Genomic DNA, 26,817 nt, shown 5'->3' with positions numbered 1-26,817 from the left:
CCCTGTGGACAGGAAAAATGCCGATATATTCTAGCGATAAGAAATCTTCTTCGTGCGTGAGTCGAGGGATTCGGCATCTTCACCCACAATGTTATCCACAGGGGTGGCCATTTCATCCTCAAGTTGTCCCCAAGCCGCGTCGAGCGCCTGGACGAAGGCCGCGCGCGGCAGGCCGGAAGGCAGCGCCCGGCCGATGCGGATGCGGATGGTGCCGGGGAATTTACGGAAGGCATTGCGCCCCCAATGCGCCCCGGAATTGGTGACGACGGGAAAGACCGGCACCGCCATGGCGCCCGCCAGCGCCGCCACGCCGGGCTGGATGATACGCGCCTCCCCCGGTGCCGCCCGGGTGCCTTGCGGGAAGATCACGACCTGCCGCCCTGCCGCCCGCGCCGCCTCGCCGCGCCGAATGAGATCGCGGATCGCCCGCGCGCCGGCCTTGCGGTCCACCGGGATCATGCCGCCGGGTTCGAGGCAGGCGCCGAAGAGCGGGATCTTCAGCAACTCCTTCTTGAGCACGTAGGAGGGCCGCGGCAGCAGCATCCAGATCACCGTATCGAAAGCGGATTGATGCGTGGAGGCGATAAGGAAGGGCGCGTCGAGCGGCAGATGCTCGACCCCCTCGATACGCACCCGGATGCCGACGACACGGCGCAGGCACCGCACCACCGCCCCCGCCCAGAGCCTGCCGAAGAGCGCCAGCCGATCCGCCCGCCCGGTATGCAGCCAGATGAAGGCGCGCAGGCTGTAATAGGCGGTCAGCGCGATGAAGCAGATGTTGAACAGCAGGGATGAGCAAAGACGCCAGGCACGCGTCATGGCAGGCGGTTCCTCTCGAACAGGCTCGCGATCGGGGAGACCCGCGCTTCCGCAAGCAGCCACTTGGTATATTCGCCGACCAGCAGCCGCCAGACATGCGGCCGGGCGCCATCGAAGATCAGCGCCGGCTGCACGCGCATCGGGTAGAAGATCACCCCCGGCATGGCGCGGGACATTTCGAGGAGAGCGCGCGGCATGTGATAGCCGGCCGTCACCACGATGAGCGAGCGGATGTGATGCGCGGCGACCCAGGCGGCGGTCTCCTCCGCATTGCCCACCGTGGTCTGGGCGCGATGGCCAAGGGTGACATGGCTTGCCGATGGCGGGCGGGAGAGATGCGCCGAGCTTTCGAGATCATGCAGCGTCACCGCCGGCGGCACGCCGGAGATCAGCAGCTGGTCGGCATGGCCCTCGTTCAGCATCTCGAAGGCGGCGGCCAGCCGATCCTCCCCGCCCGTGAGGACGACGATGCCATCCGCCCGCGCCGGCGGCTCGGACGGCAGATAGGTCACGTAGAGAAACCATAGGAAGCCGGCGCACCAGCCTGTCAGCAGCAGCAGGCAGAGGAAGGCCGCAAGGCGGCGGAGCAGCGGCGGCGTGGAATGGGCGGCGAGCGCCCGCCCGCGCGCCTGCTTCGACGGCCCGGCATGCCGCCGTCGCGCAAAGCGCCGCGGCCGTTTCACGGCAGCTGTCTCAGCCAGCGCCGCACGGTCAGTTCCGCGGTGAGATAGCCGATCAGCGCTGCGGTGACCGGCAGGATCGGTAGCGCAATCCAGATCGCGAGTGGCAGCGCGAGGAGAGCCGGGCCCTCGCCCGCCGCCGCGGTCGTGCCACCCACGGCGAAAGGCGCGGCGAGCGCCGCGAGCCAGAGCAGCACCGGCAGCGCAGCGATCGCCCCGCCTGCCCCGCCGGCCGCCGCGAGGCGCATGGCGCGGCGGGCGAAGCGCCCGGCGATATAGGAATCGGTCGCGCCAAGGCCATGGACAATCTCGATCGATTCCCGGCGTGCGGAGAGCCCGGCCCGCGTCGCGACGGTGACGACCGCGATCGCGACCGCGATGACCAACAGGAGGGCGACCGCCGCGCAGGCCTGCAGGCTGCGCGCCAGGGCCGAGAGGCGTTCGGCCCAGATATCGGCGCTTTCCGTCACTGTTTCGGGCGCGACCGCGCGCAGCCGCGCGGCGAGATCGGAGGGCACCGCGCGGCCGGGCGCGAGTTCGGCGGCGATCACCGCCGGCAAGGGAAGTCCCAGGCTGCCGCTGCCCATGCCGAGCCAGGGTTCGAGCAGGTGGCTCAGCTCCTGCGCCGTCATCGCTCGGGCGGAGCGGATGGCCGGATCGGCCCGCAGGAGGCCGAGCACCGCGCTCACCCGGTCTCCCGTCTGGCCGACAGCCGGATCATGCGGTGTCGGCACCTGGATCGTCAGTTCCGCCTCCGCGCCTCGCTGCCAATGATGGGCGAGGGTCGCGGTCGCCATGGCGCCGGCGAAGGCAAGCGCCGCGAGAAAAGCCATGGCAGCGACGAGAAAGGGCAGCAGCCGGTCCGACAGCGCCCGGCGGAGGCCGAGATCGTCGAACCCCATCGGCCGCAGCAGGCCTGAGCGTCGCTCCCGCGTGCGGGGCGGGACAGCAGAACGAGATGGAGCGGGTTCGGCGCGCTCGGCCGACACTGCCTCCGCCACTCCCCGCCGGCGCGGGCGGCCGGGCTCGGAACTGCGGCCCATCGGTTCGCGCGCGCCGCGCGGCGGCGGCACGGCGGGGTGCGGCTCCTCCCAGTCCTCCCAATCGTCCTCAGCCATCATGCACCAGCCGGCCGGCATCGAGCCGCAGGGTGCGGGCGGGGTAGCGCGCGGTGAGGGAATCATTATGCGTCGCGACGATCGCCGTCGTGCCGATCCGGTTCAGCTCCTGAAACAGCTGCATGAGCCGCTCGGCCTGGGCATCGTCGAGATTACCGGTCGGCTCGTCCGCCAACAGCAGCACCGGCCGGTTGATCACCGCGCGGGCGATGGCGACCCGCTGCTGCTCGCCGCCGGAAAGCTCGTAGGGGCGGGATTCGATCTTCGCGCCAAGGCCGACCCAGCGCAGCATCTCCACCACATCCGCCCGGATCTGCCCTTCCGGCCGGCCGGCGATGCGCAGCGGCAGGGCGACATTGTCGAAGGCCGTGAGGTGCGGAAGCAGACGGAAATCCTGAAAGACGACGCCGATGCGCCGGCGCAGGCGCGGCAGCGCCCGCCGCTCCGCCCGGCCGATATCGATGCCCTGGATGGACAGCCGCCCGCGCGAGGGGCGCACCGCGAGATAGATCATGCGCATGAGGCTCGTCTTGCCGGCGCCGGAAGGTCCCATAAGCCAGCGGAAGCCGCCCTCGGGCACGGCGAAGCTGAGATCGTGCAGCACCTCTGTCTGGCCGTGCGGCCCGGCGGGATAGCGCAGGCTGACATTTTCAAGCTCGATCATCGGGAGCCGTCATCCTTGAAGAGATCTCCATTCTCCGCCACCGCGCCTCGCAGACCACCCCCCGCCCGCCTCCGGCAAGCGGCGCCCTCGTCACGCTTTCGCGAAGCGGGCGGACGGCGCGGCACCGGACGGGCCACCATCCCTCGCACCGCCCCGGGCGATCTGTTTGAGAATAATGAAGAATAAACGCAGCCTGCGCCAGCGAAGCCTCCGTATAAGGATTGCACGCGGCCATGCTCTTGGCCACAATCGGCGCGGCATGCGCAGCCATCGGGCGGCGGGGCTGTGCCCCGTCCGCTCCCCGCCCGTGGGCGCGCGCCATGCGGCTTTCCAGCCCGACCGGATGCCTGGTCCGCGCGGGCTCTGCTCCAATAAGGGTATGGGCGCGGATGCGGCTGATCTGTCGTGAATGTTCGGCAACCTACGAGGCTCCGGACGATCTGTTCGGCGCGCAGCCGCGGGCGGTGCGCTGCAACCGCTGCGGCTATCAATGGACGGTGCCGGCTGCCCCGCCACTCGCGGCGAGCGGGTCTTCCGCGCCGCCGGCGCCGATCGCCCAGCCCGCAGCCAGCGCCCCGATGCAACCACCACCACCCGCGGCCCCTGCCGCCGCGGCGCGGGATACCGCCGATTCCGATACCCGGCCGATAACGCCCGAGCCCGTCTCCGCCATTCCTGCCTCTACCCGCACCCTGCTCGAAGGCCATCAGACCGGCAAACGCACCGCCGCGATGCCCGATATCCAGGAGCGCCGGCTCGCGCATGATACGCTGTTCGACCCCGCACCCTCCACCCGCCGCCGCTCGGGCATCAACGGCTGGAGCATCTGGATTGCCGCGATGGTGATCGTCCTGCTGGTGATCAGCGCCATCCTGTTCGAGCCGCAGGTGGTACAGAGCGTCCCCGCACTCGCCAAGGTCTATCGCGCCGTCGGCCTGTGAGCCGAGGCCGCCCGGCCCATCCCCAGCAGGCGCACCGCCACCGAGCCCGCACGCGCGGGGAGCGGGCGCTACCGGCTCGGCCGCGGCGGGTCGGCGGTATAATCGTAGAAGCCGCGCTTGGCCTTGCGCCCGAGCCAGCCGGCCTCGGCATATTTCACCAGCAGCGGGCAAGGCCGGTATTTGCTGTCACCCATCCCCTCATGCAGCACCCGCATGATCGCGAGGCAGGTATCGAGCCCGATGAAATCGGCCAGCTCCAGCGGCCCCATCGGCTGATTGGTGCCAAGCTTCATCGCCGTGTCGATCGCGCTGACCGTGCCCACGCCTTCCATCAGCGCATAAGCCGCCTCGTTGATCATCGGGATGAGGATGCGGTTGACGATGAAGGCCGGGTAATCCTCTGCCACCGCCGTCACCTTGCCCATGCGCCGCGCCAGGGCCTCGACCGTGGCGAAGGTCTCGTCATCGGTCGCGATGCCGCGGATAATCTCGACGAGCTTCATCACCGGCACCGGATTCATGAAGTGCATGCCGATGAAGCGGTGCGGGCGGTCCGTCACCGCCGCAAGGCGAGTGATCGGGATCGAGGAGGTATTGGTCGCCAGGATCGCATCCGGCCGCGCCTCGCGCAGCAGATCCTTGAGGATCGCGATCTTGACCTCCTCCCGCTCGGTCGCCGCCTCGATGATGAGATCGCAGCGGTCGAGCGCGCGTTCGGTACTGATCCGGGCGAGCGCCGCTTCCTTCTGCTCGGGCGTGATGATGCTTTTGTGAACCTGCCGCTCCAGGTTGCGGGCGATGCCCTCCCGTGCCGCGGCAAGCGCCTCGGCCCGCACATCTGTCAGGCAGACCGCAAGCCCCGCGAGGGCGGCGACATGCGCGATGCCGCTGCCCATCTGGCCGGCGCCTACGATGCCGAGGCGCTCGATATCCCTGCCGTCCGCCATGTCCCCGCTCCCCTTGCCGCTGCCTTTCGCGCAGGCCGGAGTATCGGTGGCTTTGGCGCGCCTGCCAACGGCGGAAAGAGGGAGGAGTACGCCGGCACGCTTCACCCTGGCCGGGCGATCCGGTATTGCGGTGCGGTGTTTGGCCTGCCGCAGCCCTGGGGCCCCGGCCATGACCCGAGACCATGGCTGCGACGATGATGGATAAGGACCGATAAGCGCCAATGTGGGTTCAGAACAAGCTGGCGGCTGTCGCACGCCTTTGCAGCCGCCGCGCGCCCTGGGTCGTGCTCATCGCCCTGATCCTTGCCGTGGGCAGCGCGCTCTTCACCACCCGCCATCTCGGCATCGATACGAATACCGATGATCTCTTCTCGCCCAAGCTGCGCTGGCGGCAGGCAGAGATCGCCCTGAACAAGGAGTTCCCCCAGTTTCAGGATCTGCTGGTGGGCGTGATCCAGGCCAAGACCCCGGAAGAGGCGGATCTGACGGCGGCTGCCATCGCGCGCGCCGCCGCCGCCGACAAGCAGCATTTCCGCACCGTCCGCCGGCCGGACAATCTCGCCTTCTTCAAGCAGGAAGGGCTGCTCTTCCTCAGCCTCCAGGACCTCAATAGCTTCCTGAACAGCCTCGTCCAGGCGCAGCCCTTCATCGGCCAGCTGGCGGCTGACCCCTCGATGCGCGGCCTGCTGACGGCGATCGGCCTCATCGGCCAGGGCGCGGCGCAAGGCCAGGTCGATCTCTCCGCCTACAGGACATCGCTGGCCGCCTTCGATCGCGGCCTGCGCGCCGCGGCGCAGGGCCATCCCGAGCCGGTCTCCTGGCAGAAGCTGCTCGGCGGCTCCTTGAGCGACCGCGCCGGGCCGGACCGGTTCGTCCTGGTGCAGCCGGTGCAGGATTATGGCGCGATCGAGCCCGGGGCGGCGGCGACCGACGCGCTCCGCAAGATCGCAGCCGCCGTGCCGACGATCGCCGACGGCCGCGCGAGCTTTCGCATCACCGGGCAGATCGCGCTGGCGGACCAGCAATTCGCCTCGCTCACCCAGGGCGTGGTGCTGGATAGCGTGCTCTCCGTGCTCTTCATCCTGCTCTGGCTGGTGCTCGCGGTGCGGCGGCTGCGCTATATCCTCGCCATCATGTTGACGCTGGTGCTGGGCCTGCTGCTCACCACCTTCTTCGCCGCCGCCACCATCGGCTCTCTCAACCTCATCTCCGTCGCCTTCGCGGTGCTGTTCGTCGGCCTCGCGGTAGATTTCGCGATCCAGATTTGCGTGCGCTACCGCGACGAGCGGCGGGGCGCGGAGGATGCGGAGGCAGCCCTCATGGGCACCATGCGCAAGGCCGGCAATTCCGTGCTGCTCGCCGCCGTCGCCATCGCCGCCGGATTCTTCGCTTTCGTGCCGACGAGCTTCGCGGGCGTCGCCGAACTCGGCCTTATCGCAGGGGTCGGCATGCTCATCGCCTTCGCCTGCACGGTCACGGTTCTGCCGGCGCTGATCACCCTGCTGCGGCTGCCGGCCGAGGGCGGCGAGATCGGCTGGAGCCGGCTCGCATCTGCCGACATGGCCCTCTGGCAGCATCGGCGCCGGGTCGTCGGTCTGTTCGGCCTCATCGCGCTCGCCGCCATCCTGCTCATTCCCCGCATCGCCTTCGACAGCGACCCGCTCGACACGCAGGACCCGCATTCCGAAGCGATGCAGACGCTGCGCAGCCTCATCGACAATCCGCTCACCAATCCCTACAGCATCGACATCCTGGCGCCCTCGCCCGCAGCGGCGGCCAGCCTGGTGCAGAAGCTCGACACGCTGCCCGAGGTTGATCACGCCCTCTCGATCGAAAGCTTCGTGCCGGGGGACCAGCAGGCCAAGCTCGCCGCGATCGCCGATACCAACGAAATTCTGGCACCGACGCTCAACCCCGGCCCGGCCGCGCCGGTCGTGGTGGGCGATATCCGCATCGCGCTCGCGACCACGCTCAAGGCGATCGACAGCGCCCGCCCGAAGCTGCCCGCGGATAGCCCGCTGCTTGCCATCGGGCAGGATCTCAAAATCCTCGAAGGCAAGACCGATGCCCAACTGATGGCGGCGAACAAGGCGCTCACCGCCTTCCTGCCGCAGCAACTGGCGACGCTCCGCACCACGCTCTCGGCGACCCCCGTCACCCTCGCGACACTGCCCAAGGATCTGACGGTGGACTGGCTGACGCCGGACGGGCGGGCGCGGGTTCAGGTGCTGCCCAAGCAATCGGCGATGAACAGCACCGGCCTCGGCGCCTTCGTGCGCGAGGTGAAGGCGGTTGCCCCCAATGCCGGCGGTTCGGCCGTCGCGGTGATCGAGAGCGCGCATACCATCATTGGCGCCTTCCGCGAGGCGGCGGTTCTGGCGCTCATCGCCATCGCCGTCATCCTCTTCCTGTTCCTGCGCCGGCCGATGCATGTCCTGCTGATCCTGGCGCCGCTGGTGCTCTCCTCGCTGATGACGGTGCTGGTGATCGTGCTGCTGCCGCTGCCGCTCAATTTCGCCAATATCATCGCGCTGCCGCTGCTGCAGGGGGTGGGCGTCTCCTTCAACCTCTATTTCGTGATGAACTGGCGCGCGGGGGAGCGCAGCTTCCTCGCCTCCCCCACGGCACGCGCGGTGCTGTTCTCCGCCCTCACCACCGGCACGGCCTTCGGCTCGCTCGCCTTCTCCCACCATCCGGGCACGGCCAGCATGGGCCTGCTGCTGCTGCTGAGCCTTGGCTGCACGCTGGTGGCGACCTTCGTCTTCGAGCCGGCGCTCCTCTACCTCGTGCGCGCGCCGGGCGCCGATCGCGGGCAGGAGTCCGGGGGCGAGTAGGGCGGATCGCGGTCAGGCGGCGTCGTCGTCCCTCCGGGATCCGCCTAGCTGATCAGCCAGCGGTCGGCCGAGGATTGCAGATGCATGCGCATCGCGGCCTCGGCGCGCAGCGGATCGCGCGCTTCAAGCGCAGTGACGATCGCCTCATGCTCAGCAAGCGCCACCCGCCAGGTCTTATCCGAATCGAACTTGCTGCTGAGCAGCTGGTGAATGCCGCTGTGGCGGGCATCGAACAGATCGCCCACCAGGCGGCCGAGCACGCTATTGCCGGCGAGTGCCGCGATGGCGAGGTGAAAGCGCCGGTCCTGCTCCAGCGGGCTCTCCCCGGCATCGATCCGCTGCCGCATCGCTTCCAGAAGTGCGGCAAGCTCGGCGACCGCTTGCTCGCTCGCGCGGGCGGTGGCGAGGACGATGACCGCGCCTTCGACCGCGATGCGCGCCTGCATGATCTCGGACGGGCTCTCACCAAGACCGCCCTCCTGGCTCGGCGCCTTTTCGGCACGGCTCGTCACGTAAATGCCCGAGCCCATCCGCACCTCGACGCTGCCGCCGATTTCAAGCGCGATCAGCGCCTCGCGTAGCGAAGGACGCGAGACGCCGAGAAGCTGGGCGAGCTCCCGCTCTGCCGGCAGGCGCGAAAGGGGCGGGAAATGCCCCGCCGCGATGAGCTGCCGAATCTGGCTCGCCACCACCTGATAGAGGCGTTTCGCCTCAGGCGGTCGGGCCAATTCCTCGTCTTGGAGCACGGCATCTCCTTTTTTGGCCACGCATTGCCAGCTTCGGCTTGACCGGTAAGGCCAATATACCTAGCCTCACCTCCAAACGCCGTCTAGATAACCGCGGCGCCGTTCGGCCGCCATCGCCCTGGTGGCCGGCACCATGGGAGGGGACTGTCATGAAAGCAGCAGGCCTGGGCAGCCCCCAAGCCCGCGCCCCGCTCACGGGTGCTGAACCTGTTCTGCGACTGGATGGGATAACCAAGCGCTTTCCCGGCGTTCTGGCGCTCGACAGTGTGAGCTTCGATCTGCGGCCCGGCGAGGTGCATGCGCTCTGCGGCGAGAACGGCGCCGGCAAATCGACGCTGATGAAGATCATCAGCGGCGTGCAGAAGCCCGATGCCGGCACGATCCTCTACAAGGGCGCGCGCCGCCAATTCGCCTCGACGCTGGAGGCCGAGCGCGTCGGCATCGCCATCATCCATCAGGAACTGAACCTCGTTCCGCATCTTGATGTCGCGGAGAACATCTTCCTCGCGCGCGAGCCGCGGCGCGGCCCCTTCGTCGATCGCCGCCGGCTGCTGCGCGAGGCGGAAGCCTGCCTCCGCCGCCTCGGCCTTACGATCGACCCGCGGGCCTCGGTGCGCTCGCTCTCCGTCGCGCAGCAGCAGATGGTCGAGATCGCCAAGGCGCTCTCGATCAACGCGCAAGTGCTGATCATGGACGAGCCGACCTCCTCGCTCACCGAATCCGAGACCATGGTGCTGTTCCGGGTGATCCGCGATCTGCGGGCGGAGGGTGTCGGCATCATCTACATCACCCACCGGCTCGACGAGATGGCAGCGATCGTTGACCGGGTAACGGTGCTGCGGGACGGGCGAATGGTCGGCACCAGCGATCTCGCCGCGACCTCGACGGACGAGATCGTCTCGCTGATGGTCGGCCGTTCGCTCGACAAGAAATTTCCTGCCCCGACGCGGAGCCCGAGTAGCGAAACGATCTTCGCGGCCGAAGGGCTGAGCCGCCGCGGCGCCTTCCAGGATGTGAGTTTCACCCTTCGCCGCGGCGAGATCCTGGGCTTCGCCGGCCTCATCGGCGCCGGCCGCACCGAGGTTGCGCGCGCGATCTTCGGCGCGGACAAGCTCGATGCCGGCCGCATCCGCTTCGAGGAGCGGACGCTCGCGATCGGCCAGCCGCGCCAGGCGATCGCCGATGGCATCGCCTATCTCTCCGAAGATCGCAAAAGCCAGGGGCTGGCGGTGAAGATGTCGGTCTCGGCGAATATGACGCTCGCCAATATCGGCGGCGTCGCCTCCCGCCTCGGCCTGCTCAACCACGGCCGCGAGACGGAGATCACGCAATCCTATATCGACCTGCTCGGCATCCGTACGCCATCGCCGCGGCAGACGGTGCGGCTGCTCTCGGGCGGCAACCAGCAGAAGATCATCATCGGCAAGTGGCTCTTCACCGGCTCCCGCCTGTTCTTCTTTGACGAGCCGACGCGCGGCATCGATGTCGGCGCGCGCTACGCGATCTATCAGATCATGGATGAGCTGGCGGCACGCGGCGTCGGCGTCGTGCTCATCAGCTCCGACCTGCCGGAGATCCTCGGCATGTCCGATCGCGTCGCGGTTTTCCATGCCGGGCGGATCGCTGCCATCCTCAACACCCACGAGACGGACCAGGAAGAGATCATGCACTACGCATCCGGGCGCGGCGGCGCTCTCCGCCCGGCCCCAGCCGCGCGAGCCGAGGCATGAAGGGCGAAACCCCGGGCGAGATGGTCTCGGCCCCCCAGGGCTTCGGCCCAGCGGAGGAGAAGGCCGCCCCCCCCGCCGCGCGCGGCCGCTGGGGCGACCGGCGGCGCGAACTCATCCAGAAATTCGCCGCCTTCTGCGGCCTCGTGCTCCTCATCATCGCCTTCTCGGTGACGAGCCGGGCCTTCCCGACGATCGACAATGCGCTGACGGTCTCGCTGCAGGTCACCTCGATCGGCATCCTCGGCGTCGGCATGACTTGCGTGATCATCACCGGCGGGATCGATCTTTCCGTGGGCTCGATCCTCGCGCTCTCGGGCGTCGTCGCCGCGATGGCGACGCAGGCCGGCCTGCCGGTCTGGCTCGCCTTCCTCTGCGGGATCGCCGTCGGCGGGATCTGCGGCGTTGCCAACGGCCTGCTCGTCACCAGGCTGCGGCTGCCGCCCTTCATCGCGACGCTCGGGATGATGATGGTGGCGCGCGGCGTGGCGCTGCAGATCACCGGCGCGCGCGCAGTCTCCGGCCTCGGCCAGGGCTTCGGCGTGCTCGGCAACGGCTCGCTCTTCCGCGTCGAGACGATCGGGGCGGACGGCTTTCCGAACGTGCTCTTCCCGGGCATTCCCTACCCCGTCATCATCATGGTCGCCCTCATGGTGCTGGTGTCGCTCCTGCTCACGCGCACCGTGCTCGGCCGCCATATCTATGCCGTCGGCTCCAATGGCGAGGCGGCGCGGCTCTCGGGTGTCAATGTCTCTGGCGTCACGCTCTTCACCTATGTGCTCTCGGGCACGCTCGCCGGCGTCACCGGCTGCATCCTGATGTCCCGCCTCGTCACCGGCCAGCCGAACGAAGGTGTGGGCTACGAACTGGATGCGATCGCGGGATCGGTCATCGGCGGCACCTCGCTGATGGGCGGCCTCGGCACGATCTCGGGCACCGCCATCGGCTCGTTCATCATCGGCATTCTGCGCAACGGGTTGAACATGAACGGCGTCTCCTCGTTCACCCAGCAGATCGTCATCGGCTTGGTCATCTTGGTCACGGTGTGGATCGATCAACTCCGCAACCGCAGCTGAGCCGCGCGTCCCCATAACCCACGCCCGTCAACCCCGCAGGGGCGCGGGACAAAAAGGAGAGGAACAGATGAAAAGACATACCCTTCGCGCCCTGCTCGCGGCAGGCGCCGCCATGGCGCTGCTATCCGCGGTCTCCCCCGCCCGCGCGGCGGACAAGGAGATTGCCGTCATCGTCAAGACGGTGAATTCCAACTACTGGCAGAACGTCCGCAAGGGCGCGGAAGCGGCCATCAAGGATGCGCCGGGCTACCATCTCACCTTCCAGGGCCCGGCGTCCGAATCCGCGGTCGCCGATGAAGTCAATATGGTGGATAATGCCGTCAACCGTCACGTCGCCGGCATCGTGCTCGCCCCCTCCGATCCCGATGCGCTGATCCCGGCTGTCAAAGCCGCCTGGGAAGCGCATATCCCGGTGGTCATCATCGATTCCGCGCTGGGTGACGCCGGCAAGCGCTACTACCAGTCCTTCCTCTCCACGGACAACCGCAAGGCAGGCGCGCTTTGCGCCCAGGCTCTGCTCGCCAAGACCGGCAAGAACGGCGAGATCGCCATCATGTCCTATGTCGCGGGTGTCGGCTCCGAGATCGGGCGCGACGGCGGGTTTGAGGACTACATCAAGGCCCATTCCAACATGAAGATCATCGGCCCCTACTACTCGCAATCCCAGATGGCGACGGCGCTCAACCAGACCACCGATGTCTTGACCGCGCATCCCCATCTCACCGGCATCTTCGGTGCGAACGAGCCGACGGCGATCGGCATGGGCCGCGCCCTCAAGCAAGCCGGCCGCACCAATGTCGTCGCCGTGGGCTTCGACGGCAACAAGGATCTGCAGAACTTCGTGCGCGACGGGACGCTGATCGCGATCGCCGTGCAAGGTTCCTACCAGATGGGCGACAAGGGCGTGCAGACGCTGCTCTCCGTTCTGCACCACAAGCCGGTGCCGAAGCAGATCGATACCGGCGTCGTGCTCGTGACCAAGGCGAATGTCGATTCGCCGCAGGCGCAGAACGTCCTTTACTGAAGTTTCAGGCGCCGAGCGGAGGTTGCGATGATACCATCGACCCGGAGATCCCTCCCGCGCAGTGGGCTTGAGGTGACGATCCTCGGCCTCGGCTGCGCGCAGATGGGCGGGCTCTATCGCGACATGCCGCTCGGCGCCTGCCAAGAGCTGATGAAGGCCGCCTGGGATGCGGGTATCCGCTATGTCGATACCGCGCCCTATTACGGCTATACGCGGTCGGAACGGCGGGTGGGCACGCTGCTCGACGGGCTGGCGCGGGAGAGCTTCGTGCTCAGCACCAAGGTCGGGCGGCTCATGCTGCCCGAGGCTTCTCCCCGCGGGGAGACAGGCGAGTGGTTTGACCCGCTGCCCTTCCGCCCGCGCTATGACTACAGCTATGACGGCATCATGCGCTCCTTCGAAGCGAGCCAGCAGCGCCTCGGCATGATCGCGATCGACGTGCTCTATGTGCATGATATCGGGCGCGTCACCCATGGTGCGGCGCATGCGCATTACTGGGAGCAGCTGACGACGGGCGGGGGCTTCCGCGCGCTCGGCGAATTGCGGGCGGATGGCCGCGTCCGCGCCGTCGGCCTCGGCGTCAATGAATGGGAAGTCGTCTCTGCGACAATGGATGTCTTCGATCCGGACATCACCATGCTCGCCGGGCGCTACACGCTGCTTGAGCAGACAAGCCTCGGCCTGCTCGATCGCTGCCGGGCGGCCGGGCACGCCATCGTCGCCGCTGGGGTCTTCAACTCCGGCATTCTCGCCGGCACCAGCAAGTTCAACTATGCCGAGGCGCCGGAGGCGGTCGTTACCCGCGTGGGGCAGCTGCAGCAGGTCTGCGCCGAGCATGGGGTGCCGCTGAGCGCCGCCGCCCTGCAATTTCCGCTGCATCACCCGGCAGTCGTCTCCTGCGTCGTCGGCGCCCGCTCGGCAGCGCAGCTCGCCGGCAATCTGGAGGCATTCGCGCAGCCCATTCCCCCTGCCTTCTGGAGCGCGCTCAAGGCGCGCGGCCTGCTGGAGCCGGACGTGCCGACCGGCGAGGCGGGTTAGGCCGGGCCGCGTTCGGCCGGGCCGCGGGAGGCGTGGCCGCTGGAGGCCGGGCTGCGGGCCCGGCGAAACTCCTGCTTCAGCGCGCGGTAGAGGCTGCGATAGGCCTCGATCCGCGGCAGATAGGCCTCCCGCAGCGCGGGCTCCGGCGCGATCCGCTCGATCACCTTCGGCGGCGCAGCCGTCAGCGGGCCGCCGGCCGCCATGCGCCCCAGCCGGGCGGCGCCAAAGGCCGCCCCTTGCGCCCCGCCCTCGAAACAGCCGAGCGTGAGGCCTGTCGCCGAGGCGATGATACGCGCCCAGAGCCGGCTGCGCGCGCCGCCGCCGATGAAACCCACGTCACCCACCGCGATGCCGGCGGCAGCCAGCGCCGCCACGCCATCGGCGAGGCTGAAGGCGACCCCCTCCAGCACCGCCTGGATCATCTGCGCGCGCGATGCCTCCGCCCCCAGGCCGAAGAGCACGCCACGCGCGAAAGGATCGTTGTGCGGGCTTCGTTCCCCGGTGAGATAGGGGAGAAAGAGCAGCGCGCTCGGGCCACGGAAGCCGGCCTCGACCTCGGCGAGCAGAGCCGCGATATCCGTGCTGCCGCCGAGGCGTGCCATGGTGGCCAGCGCGCTCGCCCCGTTCAGCATGGCCGCCATGGCGCTCCACCGGCCGGGCAGGCAGTGGCAGAAGGCATGCACCGCCTGAGCCGGCGCCGGCTGGTAGCGACTGGTGGCGACGAAGACCTGGCCCGAAGTGCCGAGGGCGACGAAGCCGCGCCCATCTTCCACCACGCCAATGCCCAAGCCCCCCGCCAGGGTATCGCCCGCGCCGCCCGCCACCACCGCCGTGCTCGGCAGGCCGAAGCGCGCCGCGATCGCCGGGCGCAGCCGGCCGGTGGCGGTCGGGCTTTCGACGATCGGCGGCAGCAGGCTCGGCTCGATCCCGAGCCGCGCGATCGCCTCCCCGCTCCAGCGCCGCGCCGCCTGGTCGAGCAGCCAGGTGCCAGCGGCATCGGATACATCCGTCACCGCCTCGCCCGTGAGATGCAGGCGGATGACATCCTTGGGCAGCAGCATCCGCCGCGCACGCGCAAGCACCAGCGGCTCGTGCCGCTTCAGCCAGAGCAGCTTGGGCGCGGTGAGCCCCGCCATGGCGGGCACGCCGAGGATGCGCGCGAGATCCTCGCCCTCGGCCTGCAATTCTTCCGCCTCCAGCTCCGCCCGCCCGTCGTTCCAGAGCATGGCCGGGCGGACCGGCCGATCCTCGGCATCGAGCAGGGCGAGGCCGTGCATCTGGCCGCTGAGGCCAATGCCGGCGACGCGCGCCATCAGCGGCGCATGGGCGGCGGCGAGGGTATCGAGCGCGGCCGAGACCGCCTGCCACCAATCGCCAGGTGCCTGTTCGGAGGCGAGCGGCATGGGCTGGCTCGGCGCCGGCACCGGCTCCGTCACCGCCGCGAGCACCTGCTCGGCCTCGTCGATGATCACGGCCTTGACCGCCGAAGTGCCGAGATCGATGCCGAGAAAGCAGGTCATGGTTCGAAGCCTCGCCCGCGCCCGATGATGGTGATGCCGAACCGGTCACGAAGCCGGTCCAGCGCCTTCTGCCGCGCGACCCGACGGGCGGAATCCGGGTCTGCGAGGTCGATCGGATCAGCCTCCGCCGCCGGGCGCAAGGGCTGGGCGCCGAGGCCGAGAAGGCGAAAGGCGGTGCCATCCGCCTCGCGCGTAAGCAGCGGCCGCGCCGCCTGAAACAGCGTATCCGGCAGCGCGGTCGGCGCGGCAAGGCGGAGGCTGCGGGTGCGCAAGGCGAAATCGGCCGTCTTGAGCTTCAGAGTGATGCCGGCGGCGGCGAAGCCCGCGGCGCGCAGCCGCTCGCCAAGCTTCTCGGCCAGACGCCAGAGGATCTGCTCGAGCGCCGCAGGCTGCGCGATATCCTCGTTGAAGGTGGTTTCGCTGCTGATCGATTTCGTCTCCCGCACGGGCTCCACCCGCCGGTCATCCTCGCCCCGTGCGCGGCGGACGAGGGCTGGGCCATCGGGGCCGAGCAGCCGCAGCGCCGCCTCGGTATCGAGCCGTTGCAGCTGGCCGAGGCGGGTCAGGCCGAGGCGGGCGAGCCGGGCGGTCGCGGCCGGGCCGATGCCGGGCAGCAGGCTGACGGGCTCGCCCGCCAGCAATTCGGCCGCTTCGGAACCGATGACGGAGAAGCCGCGCGGCTTGTCCCGCTCGGCGGCGAGCTTGGCGAGCAGGCGGTTGCCGGCGAGGCCGATCGAGATGGTGACGCCGATCTCCTGCTCCACCCGCCGGGCGAGGCGGGCCAGCATCACGGCAGGCGGGGCGCGGTGCAGCGCCGCGGTGCCGGAGAGATCAAGCACCGCCTCGTCGATCGAGAGCGGCTCCACGAGCGGGGTAAGATCGGCCATCAGCGCCCGGATGCGGCGGGATTCGGCGACGTATTTCGCCATATCAGGCTTGAGCACCACGGCCTCGGGGCAGAGCTTGCGGGCCTTGAACATCGGCATGGCCGAGCGCACCCCCGAAAGGCGGGCGATATAGCAGGCGGTGGAGACGACGCCGCGGGTGCCGCCGCCGATGATGAGCGGCTGGGCGGCAAGTTCCGGACGGTCGCGCTTCTCGATGCTGGCATAAAAGGCATCGCAATCGACATGGGCGATGGCGAGCGTCAGAAGCTCGGGATGGCTGACCGAGAGCCGCGCGCCGCAGGCCCCGCAGAGGCGGCTTTCTCCATCGCTCACAGCATCGCAGGTTCGGCAGAGGCGCGGCATCGCGGGACCATGGTTCGGGCGCCAAGCTTACGGTGGTTTGCGGCGGAATGGGAGAGCGCTGGCTGGCCGGGCGCCACGTCTTGAGCGCGATCAATTCGCGGATCGCATGGGTCCTGTTAGGCTTCATCTGATGAACGCATGACAACCGGGCAGGGGGGGAGAGCGATGGGGAAGCGGTCCAGAGAGCAGCCGGCGGAGGCTCCGGCATCCGAGACACCGGAAGCGGCGAAGCTTTCCGGCAAGATCTACGCGCGGGAGTTGGAGCGGCTGCATGTGGAGCTGGTGAAGCTTCAGACCTGGGTGGTGCACAAGGGTCTCAAGGTCTGCGTCGTCTTCGAAGGGCGCGATGCCGCCGGCAAGGGCGGCACCATCAAGGCGATTACCGAGCGGGTGAGCCCGCGCATCTTCCGTGTGGTGGCGCTGCCCGCCCCGACCGAGCGGGAAAAGACTCAGATGTATGTGCAACGCTACGTGCCGCACCTGCCGGCGGCGAGGTCGTGATCTTCGACCGCAGCTGGTATAACCGCGCGGGTGTGGAGCGGGTGGTTGAGTGGCTTTGTTGACGGGGGTCAGGCTCAGAGAGGCGCTGATTCTATTCTTCTTGCGGCTCTTCTAGAAAATTCAGGGTCAAAAGCTCATGAGCTCTTGGACAACGGCTATAGATTTATCTGCAGCGACATCGGCTATAAGTCTTGGAATTGCTGCATTCAGACGTGAGAGACGCACCAAAAATATCAATCTAATCGTCGTGGCGAATTTGAAATGGTCAGAATCAATAGCGCCTCTGATGTTTGAGAAAAATTGTGCGGAGTTTCTAAAGCTTATTGGCTGGCGTGCTGAACTGACCAAGGTGTCCGGAGATCAGGGTGCAGATATTATTGCATGGAAAGAAGGCATAAAAGTTGTTTGTCAATGCAAAAAGTATTCTAAATCCGTCGGCAATAAGGCTGTTCAGGAGGCTTTTGCTGCTAAGCAGTACTATAAAGCGAATGCGGGAGCGGTTATCACCAATGCAAAATTCACCCGCTCTGCGATGGACCTTGCGACTGCCACGGATATAAAATTATTTCATTTTCACGAGTTATTGAAATTTAATTCTGTTATTATCAAAGGCGGTCGCGATGTTGATCCAGCGACGTTTGCCCCTAGCCAAATAGGCTCAAGTGATACGTTCGAAGCAATTCAGCATATCCTGTATGCAATATCTGGGCTCAGCGCTATCGGCTTACTTATAAGTATCTTATCTGTATGCGGCGGTTTTCGTTGAGATACAAACGGATAAATTCGTGAACATCACAGAGACCGTAAAGGCGGTTGGCGAACATCCCGTCAGATCAAATCCGCGTCGAGCTCCGCCAGGCCGGACAAAGCCTCGGCACGTTGACGGTCTCGCGCCTCCTTATAGGCAAACAGATCCTCGGCGCGGATACGGCGGTGCCGCCCGACAAGATCGTATGGAATATCCTCCCGCTCGAGCAGCTGAATCAGGAATGGCCGCGATACGTTGAGAATGTCCGCCGCCTGCTGGGTCGTGAGCATCTGCGTCACAGGCACCAGCGTCACCGCATCGCCACTGCCGATGGATCGCAGCATATCGAGCAGGAGACGAGAAAGATCCGGCGTCAGAACGATTTCGGCCTGTTTGCCGTTCTCGAGGATGGTGAGCGTCGTATCCTGTCCTGCCTCGCTTTTCGCAGCGATGACGCGCCGCAGCTGATTGGCGGCAGCTTGCTCCCTCGCCGAAGGCAAGCGGGCACCGATGCGCTGGGTGGACAGCGGCTGGGCGGAAGCTGGCACGGTCATTCTCGTCATCCCATCGACTGTTTCCTATACCCATATGGCATGTCTAAGCGCAACATTCGAAACACGATCCCCGTCTTGAAACAAAAAGGGCGGAGCCTTGCGGCCCCGCCCTGTCCCGCCCTGAACGCGCGAAGGGCTTACCCCCGCTCGACCTGGCTCACATCTCGCACCGCGCCACGGGAGGCAGAGGTCGTCATCGCCGCATAGGCGCGCAGCGCGGGGGAGACGACGCGCTCGCGCTGTTCCGGTTTCCAGGCGGCGGCGCCCTTCTTCTCCATCTCGATCCGCCGCAGCGCCAGCTCCTCATCCGAGAGCGCAACGCGCAGGATGCGGTTCGGGATGTCGATCTCGATGGTATCGCCGTCGCGCACCAGGCCGATGGCGCCCCCCTCGGCCGCTTCCGGCGAGATATGGCCGATCGAAAGCCCCGCCGTGCCTCCGGAGAAGCGGCCATCGGTGATGAGGGCGCAAAGCTTGCCGAGACCCTTCGATTTCAAATAGCTCGTGGGGTACAGCATCTCCTGCATGCCGGGGCCGCCCTTCGGCCCTTCGTAGCGGATGAGCACCACTTCCCCGGGCTTGACCCGATCGCCGAGAATGCCGGAGACCGCATCATCCTGGCTCTCGAAAATATGGGCCGGGCCGGAGAAGACGAGGTTGGAAGGATCGACCCCGGCCGTCTTCACGATCGCCCCTTCGAGCGCGATATTGCCGAAGAGCACGGCCAGCCCGCCATCGCGGCTGAAGGCGTGCTCCACGCTGCGGATGACGCCCTTTTCGCGATCGGTATCGAGCTCCGCGAAGCGGCGTTCCTGGCTGAAGGCCTCCGTCGTCCGCACGCCGCCCGGGGCCGCGCGGTAGAGCTTGCCGGCCGTGCTTTCCGGATCGGCGCCGCGCACATCCCATTGGGCGATCGCCGCGCCCATGCTCTCGCTATGCACGGTCGGCACGTCCGTATGGATGAGGCCGGCGCGGTTCAACTCGCCGAGCAGCGCCATGATGCCGCCCGCGCGATGTACATCCTCCATATGGACGCTCATCACCGAGGGCGAGACCTTGCAGAGATTGGGCACCCGGCGGGAGAGCCGATCGATATCGGCCATGGTGAAATCGACGCCGCCTTCCTGCGCCGCGGCCAGCAGATGCAGCACGGTATTGGTCGATCCGCCCATCGCGATGTCGAGCGACATGGCATTCTCGAAGGCTTTGAAGCTCGCGATGCTGCGCGGCAGGGCGGAGGCATCCTCCTGCTCGTACCAGCGGCGTGCGAGATCGACGATGGTCCAGCCGGCTTCGACGAAGAGCTTGCGCCGGTCGGCATGGGTCGCGAGCAGGCTGCCATTGCCGGGAAGCGAGAGGCCGAGCGCCTCGGTCAGGCAGTTCATGGAATTGGCGGTGAACATGCCGGAGCAGGAGCCGCAGGTCGGGCAGGCGGAGCGTTCCTGCGCCAGGGCCTCCTCATCCGAGACATGCGGATCGGCCGCCGCCACCATGGCGGTGATGAGATCGGCGCGCTTCTCGATCGCCGCCCCGCCAGAGCCATCGGCGCGGATCTTGCCCGCTTCCATCGGGCCGCCGGAGACGAAGACGGTCGGGATATTGAGCCGCATCGCCGCCATCAGCATGCCGGGCGTGATCTTGTCGCAATTCGAGATGCAGACCAGCGCATCGGCGCAATGGGCTTGCACCATGTATTCCACGGCATCCGCGATCAGCTCACGCGAGGGCAGGCTGTAGAGCATGCCGGCATGGCCCATGGCGATGCCGTCATCCACCGCGATGGTGTTGAATTCCTTGGCGACGCCGCCGGCCTTCTGCACCTCGCCGGCGACGAGCTGGCCGAGATCCTTCAGATGCACGTGACCAGGCACGAATTGCGTGAAGGAATTGGCGATCGCGATGATCGGCTTGCCGAAATCGCCATCCCCCATGCCGGTCGCGCGCCAGAGGGCGCGGGCGCCGGCCATGTTGCGGCCATGGGTGGAGGTGCGGGAGCGATAGGCGGGCATCGTGCGGATCCTTGAACCAGCCGCAGCGCGGCGTCTTGCGATCGATTATGGTTCAAACTACGCCGCCCCGGAACATTTTGCGACCCGCGACGCCTGTGCCTGTGGAATTTCTGGTCTCCGCTTGAGGCAGGCGCGGGGGCGCACGGTCGGGTCAGGGTCGCAGATCGGCGCCCTCTTCCTCGACCGAGAAGCCGATCTTCAACGTCACCTGGTAATAGGCGACGCGCCCTTCCTCCACCTGGCCGCGGGTTTCCACCACCTGGAACCAGCGGATATGGCGGATCGTCTCGGAAGCCTTGGCGATGGCGGCGGCGATCGCATCCTCGATGCTCGTGGTGGATGACCCGACGACCTCGATCAGCCGATAGACATGGTCCGTCATGGGAAGCCTCCTCTGCGCGCTGGGGTAGGCAGAGAGGTTGGGTGCGGCCGCATTTCCTCAAGCCCGATGGTCTTTTCTTGACCGCCGGCCGGCGCGCGTGATCCGCTCACCCGCGGGGGCCGGAACCCCGGGGCCCGGAGGCGCGGATGCAGGAAGAGCTGGTCTTTGTCGGGGTATGCGATCTGGCGGGGCTGGTGCGCGGCAAGGGCTTCCCGGCGGCGGAGCTGGAGGAAAGGCTCCGCCGGGGCGTCGGGCTCACCGGCTCCAACATCATGATCTCGGCCTTCGGCACCATCGCCTCCTCGCCCTTCGGCACCCGCGGCGACCTCGTGATGATGCCCGACCGCACGACCGCCGTGCAGGTGCCTTTCGACGAGGGGGCGGCGGAGCATTTCTACCTCGCCGATATCCAGGAACTCGACGGCAGCACCTGGCCCTTTTGCCCGCGCGATTTCCTGCGCCGGGCGCTGGCCGCGCTGAAAGCCGAGACGGGGCTGCACATCAAGGCCGCCTTCGAGCAGGAATTCACCCATTGCGGCATGGAGGAACGCCTCGGCGACGCCTATTCCCTGGCCGCCTATCGCCGCCAGGGCATTTTCGGCGAAAGCCTGATGGCGGCGCTGCGGGCGGCCGGGCTGGTGCCGGACAGTTTCCTGCCCGAATACGGCCCGCGCCAGTTCGAGGTGACGATCAAGCCGAGCTTCGGCCTCAGAGCGGCGGATGAGGCGGTGATCTGCCGGGAGATGATCCGCGCGGTTGCCGAACGGCTGGGCTTCCGCGCGAGCCTCGCACCCATCATGGCGCCGGATGGCATCGGCAACGGCACCCATATCCATTTCAGCCTGTGGGACGAGGCGGGCATGCCGCTCACCCAAGGCGCGCCGCATCACCCGTACGGCGTGGCGCCACGGATCGCCCCTTTCCTCGCCGGTATCCTGCACCACCTGCCGGCCTTGACGGCGATCACCGCGCCCTCGGTCGCTTCCTATTACCGCTTGCAGCCCGATCGCTGGGCGCCGGTCTGGGCCTTTCTCGGCCGCAACGATCGGGGCGCGGCGCTGCGCGTGGCGCCGGTCTTCGCAACCGCGGCGGAGAGTGCGGCGCAGCAGTTCAACCTCGAATACCGGGTGGCGGATGCCGCCGCCTGCCCCTACCTCGCTCTCGGCGCGCTCGTCTGGGCCGGGCTCGACGGCTACCGACAAGGCCGCGCCCTGCCGCCGGAGCCGGAGGATTTCTGGGCGATGGACGAGGCCGCGCGGGCCGAGGCGGAGATCGCGACGCTGCCGCGTTCCCTCGATGAGGCGCTCGACCGGCTCGAAGCCACCGAGGAGGTGGCGGGCTGGTTCGGCGCCCCGTTCCTCTCCGCCTATCTCCGTTTCAAGCGGGACGAGATCGCGGCGCTCGCCGGGCTCGAGCCGGCGGATATCTGCGACCGCTACCGTGCGGTCTATTGAGGATCATTCCCGATGAAGAATTTCGGCCTCAGCCGCGACGTGCCGGTGGTGCCGGGGGCGACGGCCCTCCTGCTCATCGACGTGCAGACCTACACGATGCGGGGCGGAGGCGCGTATGCCGGGCTTGATCCGGCAACGATCGAGGCGCGATACGGCTATTTCTTCCAGGAAATGGAGGGGCGGGCGGTGCCGAACATGCAGCGCCTGCAGGCGGCCTGCCGCGCGCGCGGCATCGAGGTGATGTTCACGGTGATCGAGAGCCTCACAGAGGACGGGCGGGAGATGAGCCTCGACTACAAGATCAGCAATCTCTTCTGCCCGCGCGGTTCGGCCGATGCGCGGGTGATCGAGGCGCTCGCCCCGGTGGGGGACGAGATCGTGCTGCCGAAAACCTCCTCCTCGGTCTTCATCTCCACCAATATCCACTATCTGCTCGGCAATCTCGGCATCCGCCATCTCATCATCGCCGGGGCGCTGACCGATCAATGCGTCGACTCCGCGGTGCGGGACGCTTGCGATCTCGGCTATCTGGTGACGGTGCCGGTCGATGCCTGCGCGACGGCGAGTGAGGTGCGCCACCTCTCATCGCTCGCCAATAATCGCGGCTATTGCCGGCAGATAACGACCGAGGCGCTGCTTGAGGAGATCAGCCGGCTGAAGGCCTGAGGCAGCGCCTGCGGCCTTTGCCGCAGAGCCTGCCTCAGCTTTCCCGCTGGGCATTGACCGCGTGCACCGAAGCGCGCGCCGCCATGCGGTTGCGATGATCGAGCAGTTTGGGGAAGCGCGCGGGATCGACGCCATCACCCTCCATCCATTCGGCGAAGACGAAAAGGTAGGGGTCGCAGATGGTGAACTGCTCCCCCATCGCCCAGGGGCCGCGGAAGAGCCGCGTCTCGATCATCTCGAAACCGGCGCCGACGGTCTGCGGCACCTTGCGGCGCATCTCGGCGATCGCCTCCGGCCCATCCGCCCAGCGGTTGCCGCGCAGCTTGTGGGCATGCGCGACATGCAGGGTGGCGGCGAGATAGAGGTTGAACGAGAGGATCTCGGCTCGCTCAAAGGGGTCTTCCGGCAGATGCACCGGCGAGCCTGGGCTGATTTCCGCAATATAGGCGAGAATCGCCGCCGTCTCCGTGAGGATGCCGCGATCGGTGCGGAGCGCCGGCACCCGGCCCTTGGGATTGATGGCGAGATATTCGGGCCGGGTCTGCTCCCCGGCCCTGAGGCTTACTCGGACCGCCTGATAGGCGATCCCCGCTTCCTCCAGCGCGATATGCGCGGCGCGCGCGCAGCTATCGGGATCGTGGAAGAGGGTGATCATGGCGGAAGCTCCGGTCTGAGATGCGCGGCAGCATCGCATCCGCGCGGGGCTCCCCGTCAAGCCGCTGAGCGGCGCTCGGGCGCGGCGCGGCCCTTCCCCGCCCGAGCGCCGCCGCCGCTTAGTTCCCGGCGGGCGTGCCGCTCGCTTTCCCCATGCCGGGCCCGGTGCCGGCCTGAGCACCGGCAGGCGCGGTGGTGCCCGCCCCGGTGGAGGTGGTGCCGGTACTCGTCTGGCTCGGCATCGCCATGGTGCCCTGGTTGGTGCCGCCCACCTCGGCGCCCGTGCTGCTGCCGGAGCCCGAGGGCGTGCCCGTCTTGGTGCCGGGGTCGATGATCCCGTTGCTCGATGTCGCCGAGGGGGTGGTGGCGGCGCTGCCGCCGCTCGTGCTCTGGGCCAGGGCGGCGACCGGCGCCAAGGCCAGTGCCGCGCCGAAGAGGGCGGTTGTTACTCTACGCATCAGGAAACTCCCGTCAGATCATGCGGCCGCGCGATGCGGCTGCTTGACGGCTGAAGTGGGAGGCCGACGCCCGGCCTGCACCGGGCCGCGCTCTCAACTTAGGTTGACGTGACGGGTGCTTGAGCGGGGGTTGCAGGGGCATCCCGCTCGTCAGGAGCCGGCCAGCATCTCCTCGCGCGCCCGCGTCGCCAGTTGATCGGCCCGCTCGTTCATCGGGTCGCCGGCATGGCCGCGCACCCAGCGCCATTCGACCTCATGCTGGGCGGCGGCCGCCAGGATGCGCTGCCAGAGATCGATATTGGCGACCGGATCGCCCGCGGCGTTGCGCCAGTTCTTCCGTACCCAGCCGGTCGTCCAACGGGTGATGCCGTTGCGCAGATATTCGCTATCCGTATGCAGCACGACGCGGCAGGGCCGGGTGAGGGCGGTCAGCGCCTCGGCGGCGGCGGTCAATTCCATGCGGTTGTTGGTCGTCTGCCGCTCGGCGCCCGAAAGCTCTTTCTCCGCGGTGCCGAAGCGCAGGATCGCACCCCAGCCGCCCGGGCCGGGATTGGGCTTGGCGCCGCCATCGGTCCAGATCTCGACCGTGAGGCGCGGCTTGTCCGCCTCATCCGGCATAGGCGGCAATCCCCCGGGCATGGCGGTGGAAGCGCAGCTTGCGCAGGTATTCGAGCGGGTCTTTGCGCGTCACCAGCGCATTCGCGGGGGTATAGAGCCAGTCGTGCAGCCGGGTGAGCAGGAAGCGCATCGCCGCCCCCTGCGCCAGGATGGGGAGTGCCACCTCCTCCGCCGCCGTCAGCGGCCGCACCGCCTGATAGGCCGCGATCATCGCCCGCCCCTTGGTCACGTTGAAAGCGCCGTCCGGCTCGAAACACCAGGCGTTGAGGCAGATCGCAAGATCATAGGCGAGGAAGTCGGTCGCCGCGAAGTAGAAGTCGATCAGGCCGGAAACCCGGTGCTTCAGGAAGAAGACGTTGTCCGGGAAGAGATCCGCATGGATCTGGCCGAGCGGCAGATCGCGCGGCCAGGCGGCGAGGATCTGGTCGAGGGAAGCGGATAATTCGGCGCCGAGGCCGGGGGAGACTTCGTCGGCGCGGCCGAGGCTGCGGGCGAGCAGCGGCGGCCAGCCGGCGGGGCCGAGCGCGTTTGGCCGCCGTGGGGCGTAGCTCGCGCCGGCGGCATGGAGTTCGGCCAGCGCTTCGCCGACCGGCCCGCAATGGGCAAGCTGCACCCGCCGCGGCCAGATGCCGGGCAGGAAGGTGGTGATGGCGGCGTGCCGCTCGGCCAGCATGCGCAGAGCCGCGCCATCCCGCGCCGCGACCGGCTGCGGGCAGGTCACGCCCTGGCGGGCGAGATGCTGCATGAGGCCGAGGAACCAGGGGAGGTCCGCCGCCTCCACCCGCTTCTCGTACAGCGTGAGGATGAAATCCCCGGCCGTGGTACGCAGCATGTAGTTGCTGTTCTCGACCCCTTCGGCGATGCCGCGGAAGGCCACCATCTCGCCGATATCATAGGCGGCGAGAAAGGCGTGCAGCGCCTCGTCGGAGACTTCGGTATAGACGGCCATCGGCACCCGCTCGGAAAATTCGCCCCGTTCCTAATGCAGATCCCGGCCGGAGGGAATCATCCGGCCGGGATCGGTATCAGGTGGCAGTGCGATCGGCGCAGAGGCCTCTCTCAGGCCGCGTGGCGCTGGCGCGGCCTACGGCCGGAGCCGGACCGCCGGCCCCGCCGCTTCGGCCGATCCTGCTGCGCCCGGTCCCCCGCCGCCGTCGCGCGGGGATGGGCATCGGCCGCGAGCGCCTGCGGCGCCGCGCCCGCTTCCCCCGCATCATTGGCCGGCAGCGCGGCAAGGGCTGCCGCCTGCGCCACCTGCATCTGCACCCCGGTCAGCTTCTGGATGTCGCGCAGGAAGGTCCGCTCCGCCGGATCGCAGAAGGCGAGCGCGATGCCCGAGGCGCCGGCCCGCGCGGTGCGGCCGATGCGATGGACGTAGCTTTCCGGCTCGTTCGGCAATTCGTAGTTCACCACATGCGTGATGCCGGTGACATGGATGCCGCGGGCGGCAAGATCGGTCGCCACCAACACGCGGGACTGGCCGCCCTTGAAGCGGTCGAGGATACGCTGGCGCTGGTTCTGGCTCTTATTGCCGTGCATCGCATCTGCCGGAATGCCGGCGGCTTCGAGATGCTCGGCCACCTTGTCCGCGCCCCGCTTGGTGCGGGTGAAGACGATCACCCGCTCCATCGCCCGATCCTGCTGAAGGAGGCCGACGAGCAGCCGCTTCTTGGCACCGGCATCGGTGAAGAAGACGTGCTGCTCGATCTTGTCGGGCGTTGCGGTTTCGGCCTTCACCTCGACCCGCACCGGCTCGCGCAGCAGCGAATTCGCGAGCTGGCCGATCTCCTTCGGCATCGTCGCCGAGAAGAGCATCGACTGCCGCTGCTCGGGCAGTTCCCGCAGGATGGTGCGGATATCCTTGATGAAGCCGAGGTCGAGCATCTGGTCGCCCTCGTCCAGCACGAAATGGCTCACCTGATCGAGCAGCAATTCGCGCGTGGTCATGAGGTCGAGCACGCGGCCCGGGGTGCCGATGACGATATCGGTGCCGCGCTGCATGCGCTGCACCTGCGGCGCCCGGCCGACGCCGCCGAGGATGACGACGGTGCGGATGCCGGTGCCGGCGGCGAAGTTGCGGATGCTCTCGTTGATCTGCAGGGCGAGTTCCCGGGTCGGCGCCAGGATGAGGGCACGGGTGCCGAAGGGCCGCACGCGGATGCGCTGGGCCATGAGGTGCTGGATCACGGGCAGGGCGAAGGCGCCGGTCTTGCCGGTGCCGGTCTGCGCGAGGCCGAGCAGATCCCGGCCTTTCAGGAGTTCGGGGATGGCCCGCGCCTGGATCGGGGTCGGGGCCGTGTACGCCAGCTCGGCGAGCGCCGTCTGGATCGCCGGAATAAGGCCGAGATCGGCGAAGCTCGCCGCGACAGTCTTGGGGGTATCGGTCACA

Annotated in this window: 26 protein-coding genes; 10 read left to right on the top strand and 16 right to left on the bottom strand. The window is 67.9% G+C overall.

The features are described 5' to 3' along the window. Positions 1–30: 30 nt before the first annotated feature. Genes ACYQ7X_RS03045 through ftsE form a run of 4 tightly spaced genes read right to left on the bottom strand, consistent with a single transcriptional unit; the run spans position 31 to position 3,281 of the window. The gene (locus ACYQ7X_RS03045) at positions 31–819 is read right to left on the bottom strand and encodes a lysophospholipid acyltransferase family protein (RefSeq protein ID WP_459695357.1); all 789 of its coding nucleotides are present in this window, start codon (positions 817–819) and stop codon (positions 31–33) included. After that, entirely contained in the window at positions 816–1,502 is a 687-nt protein-coding gene (locus ACYQ7X_RS03040; protein WP_459695356.1) for a YdcF family protein, read from the bottom strand. Before ACYQ7X_RS03040 ends, ACYQ7X_RS03045 begins: the two co-directional genes overlap by 4 nt. Further along, positions 1,499–2,620, bottom strand: a complete 1,122-nt coding sequence (locus tag ACYQ7X_RS03035; RefSeq protein ID WP_459695355.1) for a cell division protein FtsX — start codon at positions 2,618–2,620, stop codon at positions 1,499–1,501. The genes ACYQ7X_RS03040 and ACYQ7X_RS03035 overlap by 4 nt, the downstream gene beginning before the upstream one ends. Beyond that, positions 2,610–3,281 (bottom strand): cell division ATP-binding protein FtsE, encoded by a 672-nt coding sequence (gene ftsE, locus ACYQ7X_RS03030; RefSeq protein ID WP_459695354.1) that lies wholly within the window; start codon positions 3,279–3,281, stop codon positions 2,610–2,612. Before ftsE ends, ACYQ7X_RS03035 begins: the two co-directional genes overlap by 11 nt. Before the next feature lie 389 nt (positions 3,282–3,670). Here ftsE and ACYQ7X_RS03025 point away from each other — a divergent pair, with 389 nt between their 5' ends. Further along, positions 3,671–4,222, top strand: a complete 552-nt coding sequence (locus ACYQ7X_RS03025; protein ID WP_459695353.1) for a zinc-ribbon domain-containing protein — start codon at positions 3,671–3,673, stop codon at positions 4,220–4,222. A 68-nt stretch (positions 4,223–4,290) separates the two neighbouring features. On the opposite strand, the gene ACYQ7X_RS03020 is transcribed toward ACYQ7X_RS03025, so the two are convergent. Continuing rightward, on the bottom strand, positions 4,291–5,169 hold the full coding sequence (locus ACYQ7X_RS03020) for a 3-hydroxybutyryl-CoA dehydrogenase (protein WP_459695352.1): 879 nt from the start codon (positions 5,167–5,169) through the stop codon (positions 4,291–4,293). A gap of 221 nt (positions 5,170–5,390) precedes the next feature. Here ACYQ7X_RS03020 and ACYQ7X_RS03015 point away from each other — a divergent pair, with 221 nt between their 5' ends. Then, positions 5,391–8,003, top strand: coding sequence for an MMPL family transporter (locus ACYQ7X_RS03015; RefSeq protein ID WP_459695351.1), 2,613 nt, complete (start codon positions 5,391–5,393; stop codon positions 8,001–8,003). Between the two features lie 44 nt (positions 8,004–8,047). Here ACYQ7X_RS03015 and ACYQ7X_RS03010 read toward each other — a convergent pair whose 3' ends face one another. Further along, positions 8,048–8,749, bottom strand: a complete 702-nt coding sequence (locus ACYQ7X_RS03010) for a FadR/GntR family transcriptional regulator (protein ID WP_459695350.1) — start codon at positions 8,747–8,749, stop codon at positions 8,048–8,050. A gap of 149 nt (positions 8,750–8,898) precedes the next feature. Here ACYQ7X_RS03010 and ACYQ7X_RS03005 point away from each other — a divergent pair, with 149 nt between their 5' ends. From ACYQ7X_RS03005 to ACYQ7X_RS02990, 4 genes are all read left to right on the top strand, one after another. Then, a complete protein-coding gene (locus ACYQ7X_RS03005; protein ID WP_459695349.1) occupies positions 8,899–10,479 on the top strand; it encodes a sugar ABC transporter ATP-binding protein in 1,581 nt (526 codons plus the stop codon). Continuing rightward, on the top strand, positions 10,476–11,552 hold the full coding sequence (locus ACYQ7X_RS03000; protein WP_459695348.1) for an ABC transporter permease: 1,077 nt from the start codon (positions 10,476–10,478) through the stop codon (positions 11,550–11,552). The genes ACYQ7X_RS03005 and ACYQ7X_RS03000 overlap by 4 nt, the downstream gene beginning before the upstream one ends. A gap of 67 nt (positions 11,553–11,619) precedes the next feature. Beyond that, complete coding sequence (locus ACYQ7X_RS02995; protein ID WP_459695347.1) at positions 11,620–12,576, top strand: substrate-binding domain-containing protein; 957 nt, start codon at positions 11,620–11,622, stop codon at positions 12,574–12,576. Between the two features lie 27 nt (positions 12,577–12,603). Then, entirely contained in the window at positions 12,604–13,614 is a 1,011-nt protein-coding gene (locus ACYQ7X_RS02990) for an aldo/keto reductase (RefSeq protein WP_459695346.1), read from the top strand. Here the strand turns inward: ACYQ7X_RS02990 and xylB are convergent. Together xylB and ACYQ7X_RS02980 are read right to left on the bottom strand one after the other, a co-directional pair. Then, positions 13,611–15,134, bottom strand: coding sequence for a xylulokinase (gene xylB, locus ACYQ7X_RS02985; protein ID WP_459695345.1), 1,524 nt, complete (start codon positions 15,132–15,134; stop codon positions 13,611–13,613). The two genes, ACYQ7X_RS02990 and xylB, sit on opposite strands and share 4 nt — an antisense overlap. Next, positions 15,131–16,384, bottom strand: coding sequence for a DNA polymerase IV (locus ACYQ7X_RS02980; protein ID WP_459695344.1), 1,254 nt, complete (start codon positions 16,382–16,384; stop codon positions 15,131–15,133). The genes xylB and ACYQ7X_RS02980 overlap by 4 nt, the downstream gene beginning before the upstream one ends. 165 nt (positions 16,385–16,549) lie before the next feature. On the opposite strand from ACYQ7X_RS02980, the gene ACYQ7X_RS02975 reads away from it, so the two are divergent. Both ACYQ7X_RS02975 and ACYQ7X_RS02970 read left to right on the top strand, forming a co-directional pair. Next, the gene (locus ACYQ7X_RS02975) at positions 16,550–16,885 is read left to right on the top strand and encodes a polyphosphate kinase 2 family protein (RefSeq protein WP_459695343.1); all 336 of its coding nucleotides are present in this window, start codon (positions 16,550–16,552) and stop codon (positions 16,883–16,885) included. A 136-nt stretch (positions 16,886–17,021) separates the two neighbouring features. Further along, a complete protein-coding gene (locus ACYQ7X_RS02970; protein ID WP_459695342.1) occupies positions 17,022–17,651 on the top strand; it encodes a restriction endonuclease in 630 nt (209 codons plus the stop codon). 62 nt (positions 17,652–17,713) lie between these two features. Here ACYQ7X_RS02970 and ACYQ7X_RS02965 read toward each other — a convergent pair whose 3' ends face one another. The 3 genes from ACYQ7X_RS02965 to ACYQ7X_RS02955 all read right to left on the bottom strand — a co-directional run bounded on the left by ACYQ7X_RS02965 (position 17,714) and on the right by ACYQ7X_RS02955 (position 20,578). Next, positions 17,714–18,187, bottom strand: coding sequence for a helix-turn-helix domain-containing protein (locus ACYQ7X_RS02965; protein WP_459695341.1), 474 nt, complete (start codon positions 18,185–18,187; stop codon positions 17,714–17,716). 137 nt (positions 18,188–18,324) lie between these two features. Continuing rightward, a complete protein-coding gene (gene ilvD / locus ACYQ7X_RS02960; RefSeq protein ID WP_459695340.1) occupies positions 18,325–20,196 on the bottom strand; it encodes a dihydroxy-acid dehydratase in 1,872 nt (623 codons plus the stop codon). 151 nt (positions 20,197–20,347) lie between these two features. Further along, a complete protein-coding gene (locus ACYQ7X_RS02955; RefSeq protein WP_459695339.1) occupies positions 20,348–20,578 on the bottom strand; it encodes a dodecin in 231 nt (76 codons plus the stop codon). A 146-nt stretch (positions 20,579–20,724) separates the two neighbouring features. Between ACYQ7X_RS02955 and ACYQ7X_RS02950 the strand changes: the two genes are divergently transcribed. Then, positions 20,725–22,032 carry a type I glutamate--ammonia ligase gene (locus ACYQ7X_RS02950; protein ID WP_459695338.1) on the top strand — a complete coding sequence of 436 codons (1,308 nt, stop codon included), beginning with the start codon at positions 20,725–20,727 and terminating at the stop codon, positions 22,030–22,032. A 12-nt stretch (positions 22,033–22,044) separates the two neighbouring features. Then, positions 22,045–22,698, top strand: a complete 654-nt coding sequence (locus tag ACYQ7X_RS02945; protein ID WP_459695337.1) for a cysteine hydrolase family protein — start codon at positions 22,045–22,047, stop codon at positions 22,696–22,698. Positions 22,699–22,732: 34 nt separating this feature from the next. Here the strand turns inward: ACYQ7X_RS02945 and ACYQ7X_RS02940 are convergent, their stop codons facing one another. The 5 genes from ACYQ7X_RS02940 to ACYQ7X_RS02920 form a co-directional block, all read right to left on the bottom strand. Continuing rightward, entirely contained in the window at positions 22,733–23,353 is a 621-nt protein-coding gene (locus ACYQ7X_RS02940) for a glutathione S-transferase family protein (RefSeq protein WP_459695336.1), read from the bottom strand. 118 nt (positions 23,354–23,471) lie between these two features. Beyond that, the gene (locus ACYQ7X_RS02935; protein ID WP_459695335.1) at positions 23,472–23,810 is read right to left on the bottom strand and encodes a hypothetical protein; all 339 of its coding nucleotides are present in this window, start codon (positions 23,808–23,810) and stop codon (positions 23,472–23,474) included. A 150-nt stretch (positions 23,811–23,960) separates the two neighbouring features. Further along, the gene (rnhA, locus tag ACYQ7X_RS02930; RefSeq protein WP_459695334.1) at positions 23,961–24,428 is read right to left on the bottom strand and encodes a ribonuclease HI; all 468 of its coding nucleotides are present in this window, start codon (positions 24,426–24,428) and stop codon (positions 23,961–23,963) included. Then, the gene (locus ACYQ7X_RS02925; protein WP_459695333.1) at positions 24,418–25,377 is read right to left on the bottom strand and encodes a homoserine kinase; all 960 of its coding nucleotides are present in this window, start codon (positions 25,375–25,377) and stop codon (positions 24,418–24,420) included. Before ACYQ7X_RS02925 ends, rnhA begins: the two co-directional genes overlap by 11 nt. Before the next feature lie 110 nt (positions 25,378–25,487). After that, complete coding sequence (locus ACYQ7X_RS02920; protein WP_459695332.1) at positions 25,488–26,816, bottom strand: DEAD/DEAH box helicase; 1,329 nt, start codon at positions 26,814–26,816, stop codon at positions 25,488–25,490. Between the last annotated feature and the right edge of the window lies 1 nt (position 26,817).

The sequence above is a fragment of the Acidisoma sp. C75 genome (genome assembly GCF_054665095.1).
Note: the sequence above shows the minus strand (reverse complement) of the source record. Positions and strands in the feature narration are given on the sequence as shown.

Coding starts and splice junctions, on each gene's coding strand:
- ACYQ7X_RS02980 (WP_459695344.1), bottom strand. CDS start 16,384: ATGCCGCGCCTCTGCCGAACCTGCGATGCTGTGAGCGATGGAGAAAGC.
- ACYQ7X_RS02990 (WP_459695346.1), top strand. CDS start 12,604: ATGATACCATCGACCCGGAGATCCCTCCCGCGCAGTGGGCTTGAGGTG.
- ftsE (WP_459695354.1), bottom strand. CDS start 3,281: ATGATCGAGCTTGAAAATGTCAGCCTGCGCTATCCCGCCGGGCCGCAC.
- ACYQ7X_RS03035 (WP_459695355.1), bottom strand. CDS start 2,620: ATGATGGCTGAGGACGATTGGGAGGACTGGGAGGAGCCGCACCCCGCC.
- ACYQ7X_RS02950 (WP_459695338.1), top strand. CDS start 20,725: ATGCAGGAAGAGCTGGTCTTTGTCGGGGTATGCGATCTGGCGGGGCTG.
- ACYQ7X_RS03045 (WP_459695357.1), bottom strand. CDS start 819: ATGACGCGTGCCTGGCGTCTTTGCTCATCCCTGCTGTTCAACATCTGC.
- ACYQ7X_RS03015 (WP_459695351.1), top strand. CDS start 5,391: ATGTGGGTTCAGAACAAGCTGGCGGCTGTCGCACGCCTTTGCAGCCGC.
- ACYQ7X_RS02945 (WP_459695337.1), top strand. CDS start 22,045: ATGAAGAATTTCGGCCTCAGCCGCGACGTGCCGGTGGTGCCGGGGGCG.
- ilvD (WP_459695340.1), bottom strand. CDS start 20,196: ATGCCCGCCTATCGCTCCCGCACCTCCACCCATGGCCGCAACATGGCC.
- ACYQ7X_RS02970 (WP_459695342.1), top strand. CDS start 17,022: ATGAGCTCTTGGACAACGGCTATAGATTTATCTGCAGCGACATCGGCT.
- ACYQ7X_RS02935 (WP_459695335.1), bottom strand. CDS start 23,810: ATGCGTAGAGTAACAACCGCCCTCTTCGGCGCGGCACTGGCCTTGGCG.
- ACYQ7X_RS03020 (WP_459695352.1), bottom strand. CDS start 5,169: ATGGCGGACGGCAGGGATATCGAGCGCCTCGGCATCGTAGGCGCCGGC.
- ACYQ7X_RS03025 (WP_459695353.1), top strand. CDS start 3,671: ATGCGGCTGATCTGTCGTGAATGTTCGGCAACCTACGAGGCTCCGGAC.
- ACYQ7X_RS03005 (WP_459695349.1), top strand. CDS start 8,899: ATGAAAGCAGCAGGCCTGGGCAGCCCCCAAGCCCGCGCCCCGCTCACG.
- ACYQ7X_RS02965 (WP_459695341.1), bottom strand. CDS start 18,187: ATGACCGTGCCAGCTTCCGCCCAGCCGCTGTCCACCCAGCGCATCGGT.
- ACYQ7X_RS02940 (WP_459695336.1), bottom strand. CDS start 23,353: ATGATCACCCTCTTCCACGATCCCGATAGCTGCGCGCGCGCCGCGCAT.
- ACYQ7X_RS03000 (WP_459695348.1), top strand. CDS start 10,476: ATGAAGGGCGAAACCCCGGGCGAGATGGTCTCGGCCCCCCAGGGCTTC.
- xylB (WP_459695345.1), bottom strand. CDS start 15,134: ATGACCTGCTTTCTCGGCATCGATCTCGGCACTTCGGCGGTCAAGGCC.
- rnhA (WP_459695334.1), bottom strand. CDS start 24,428: ATGCCGGATGAGGCGGACAAGCCGCGCCTCACGGTCGAGATCTGGACC.
- ACYQ7X_RS02975 (WP_459695343.1), top strand. CDS start 16,550: ATGGGGAAGCGGTCCAGAGAGCAGCCGGCGGAGGCTCCGGCATCCGAG.
- ACYQ7X_RS02925 (WP_459695333.1), bottom strand. CDS start 25,377: ATGGCCGTCTATACCGAAGTCTCCGACGAGGCGCTGCACGCCTTTCTC.
- ACYQ7X_RS02955 (WP_459695339.1), bottom strand. CDS start 20,578: ATGACGGACCATGTCTATCGGCTGATCGAGGTCGTCGGGTCATCCACC.
- ACYQ7X_RS02995 (WP_459695347.1), top strand. CDS start 11,620: ATGAAAAGACATACCCTTCGCGCCCTGCTCGCGGCAGGCGCCGCCATG.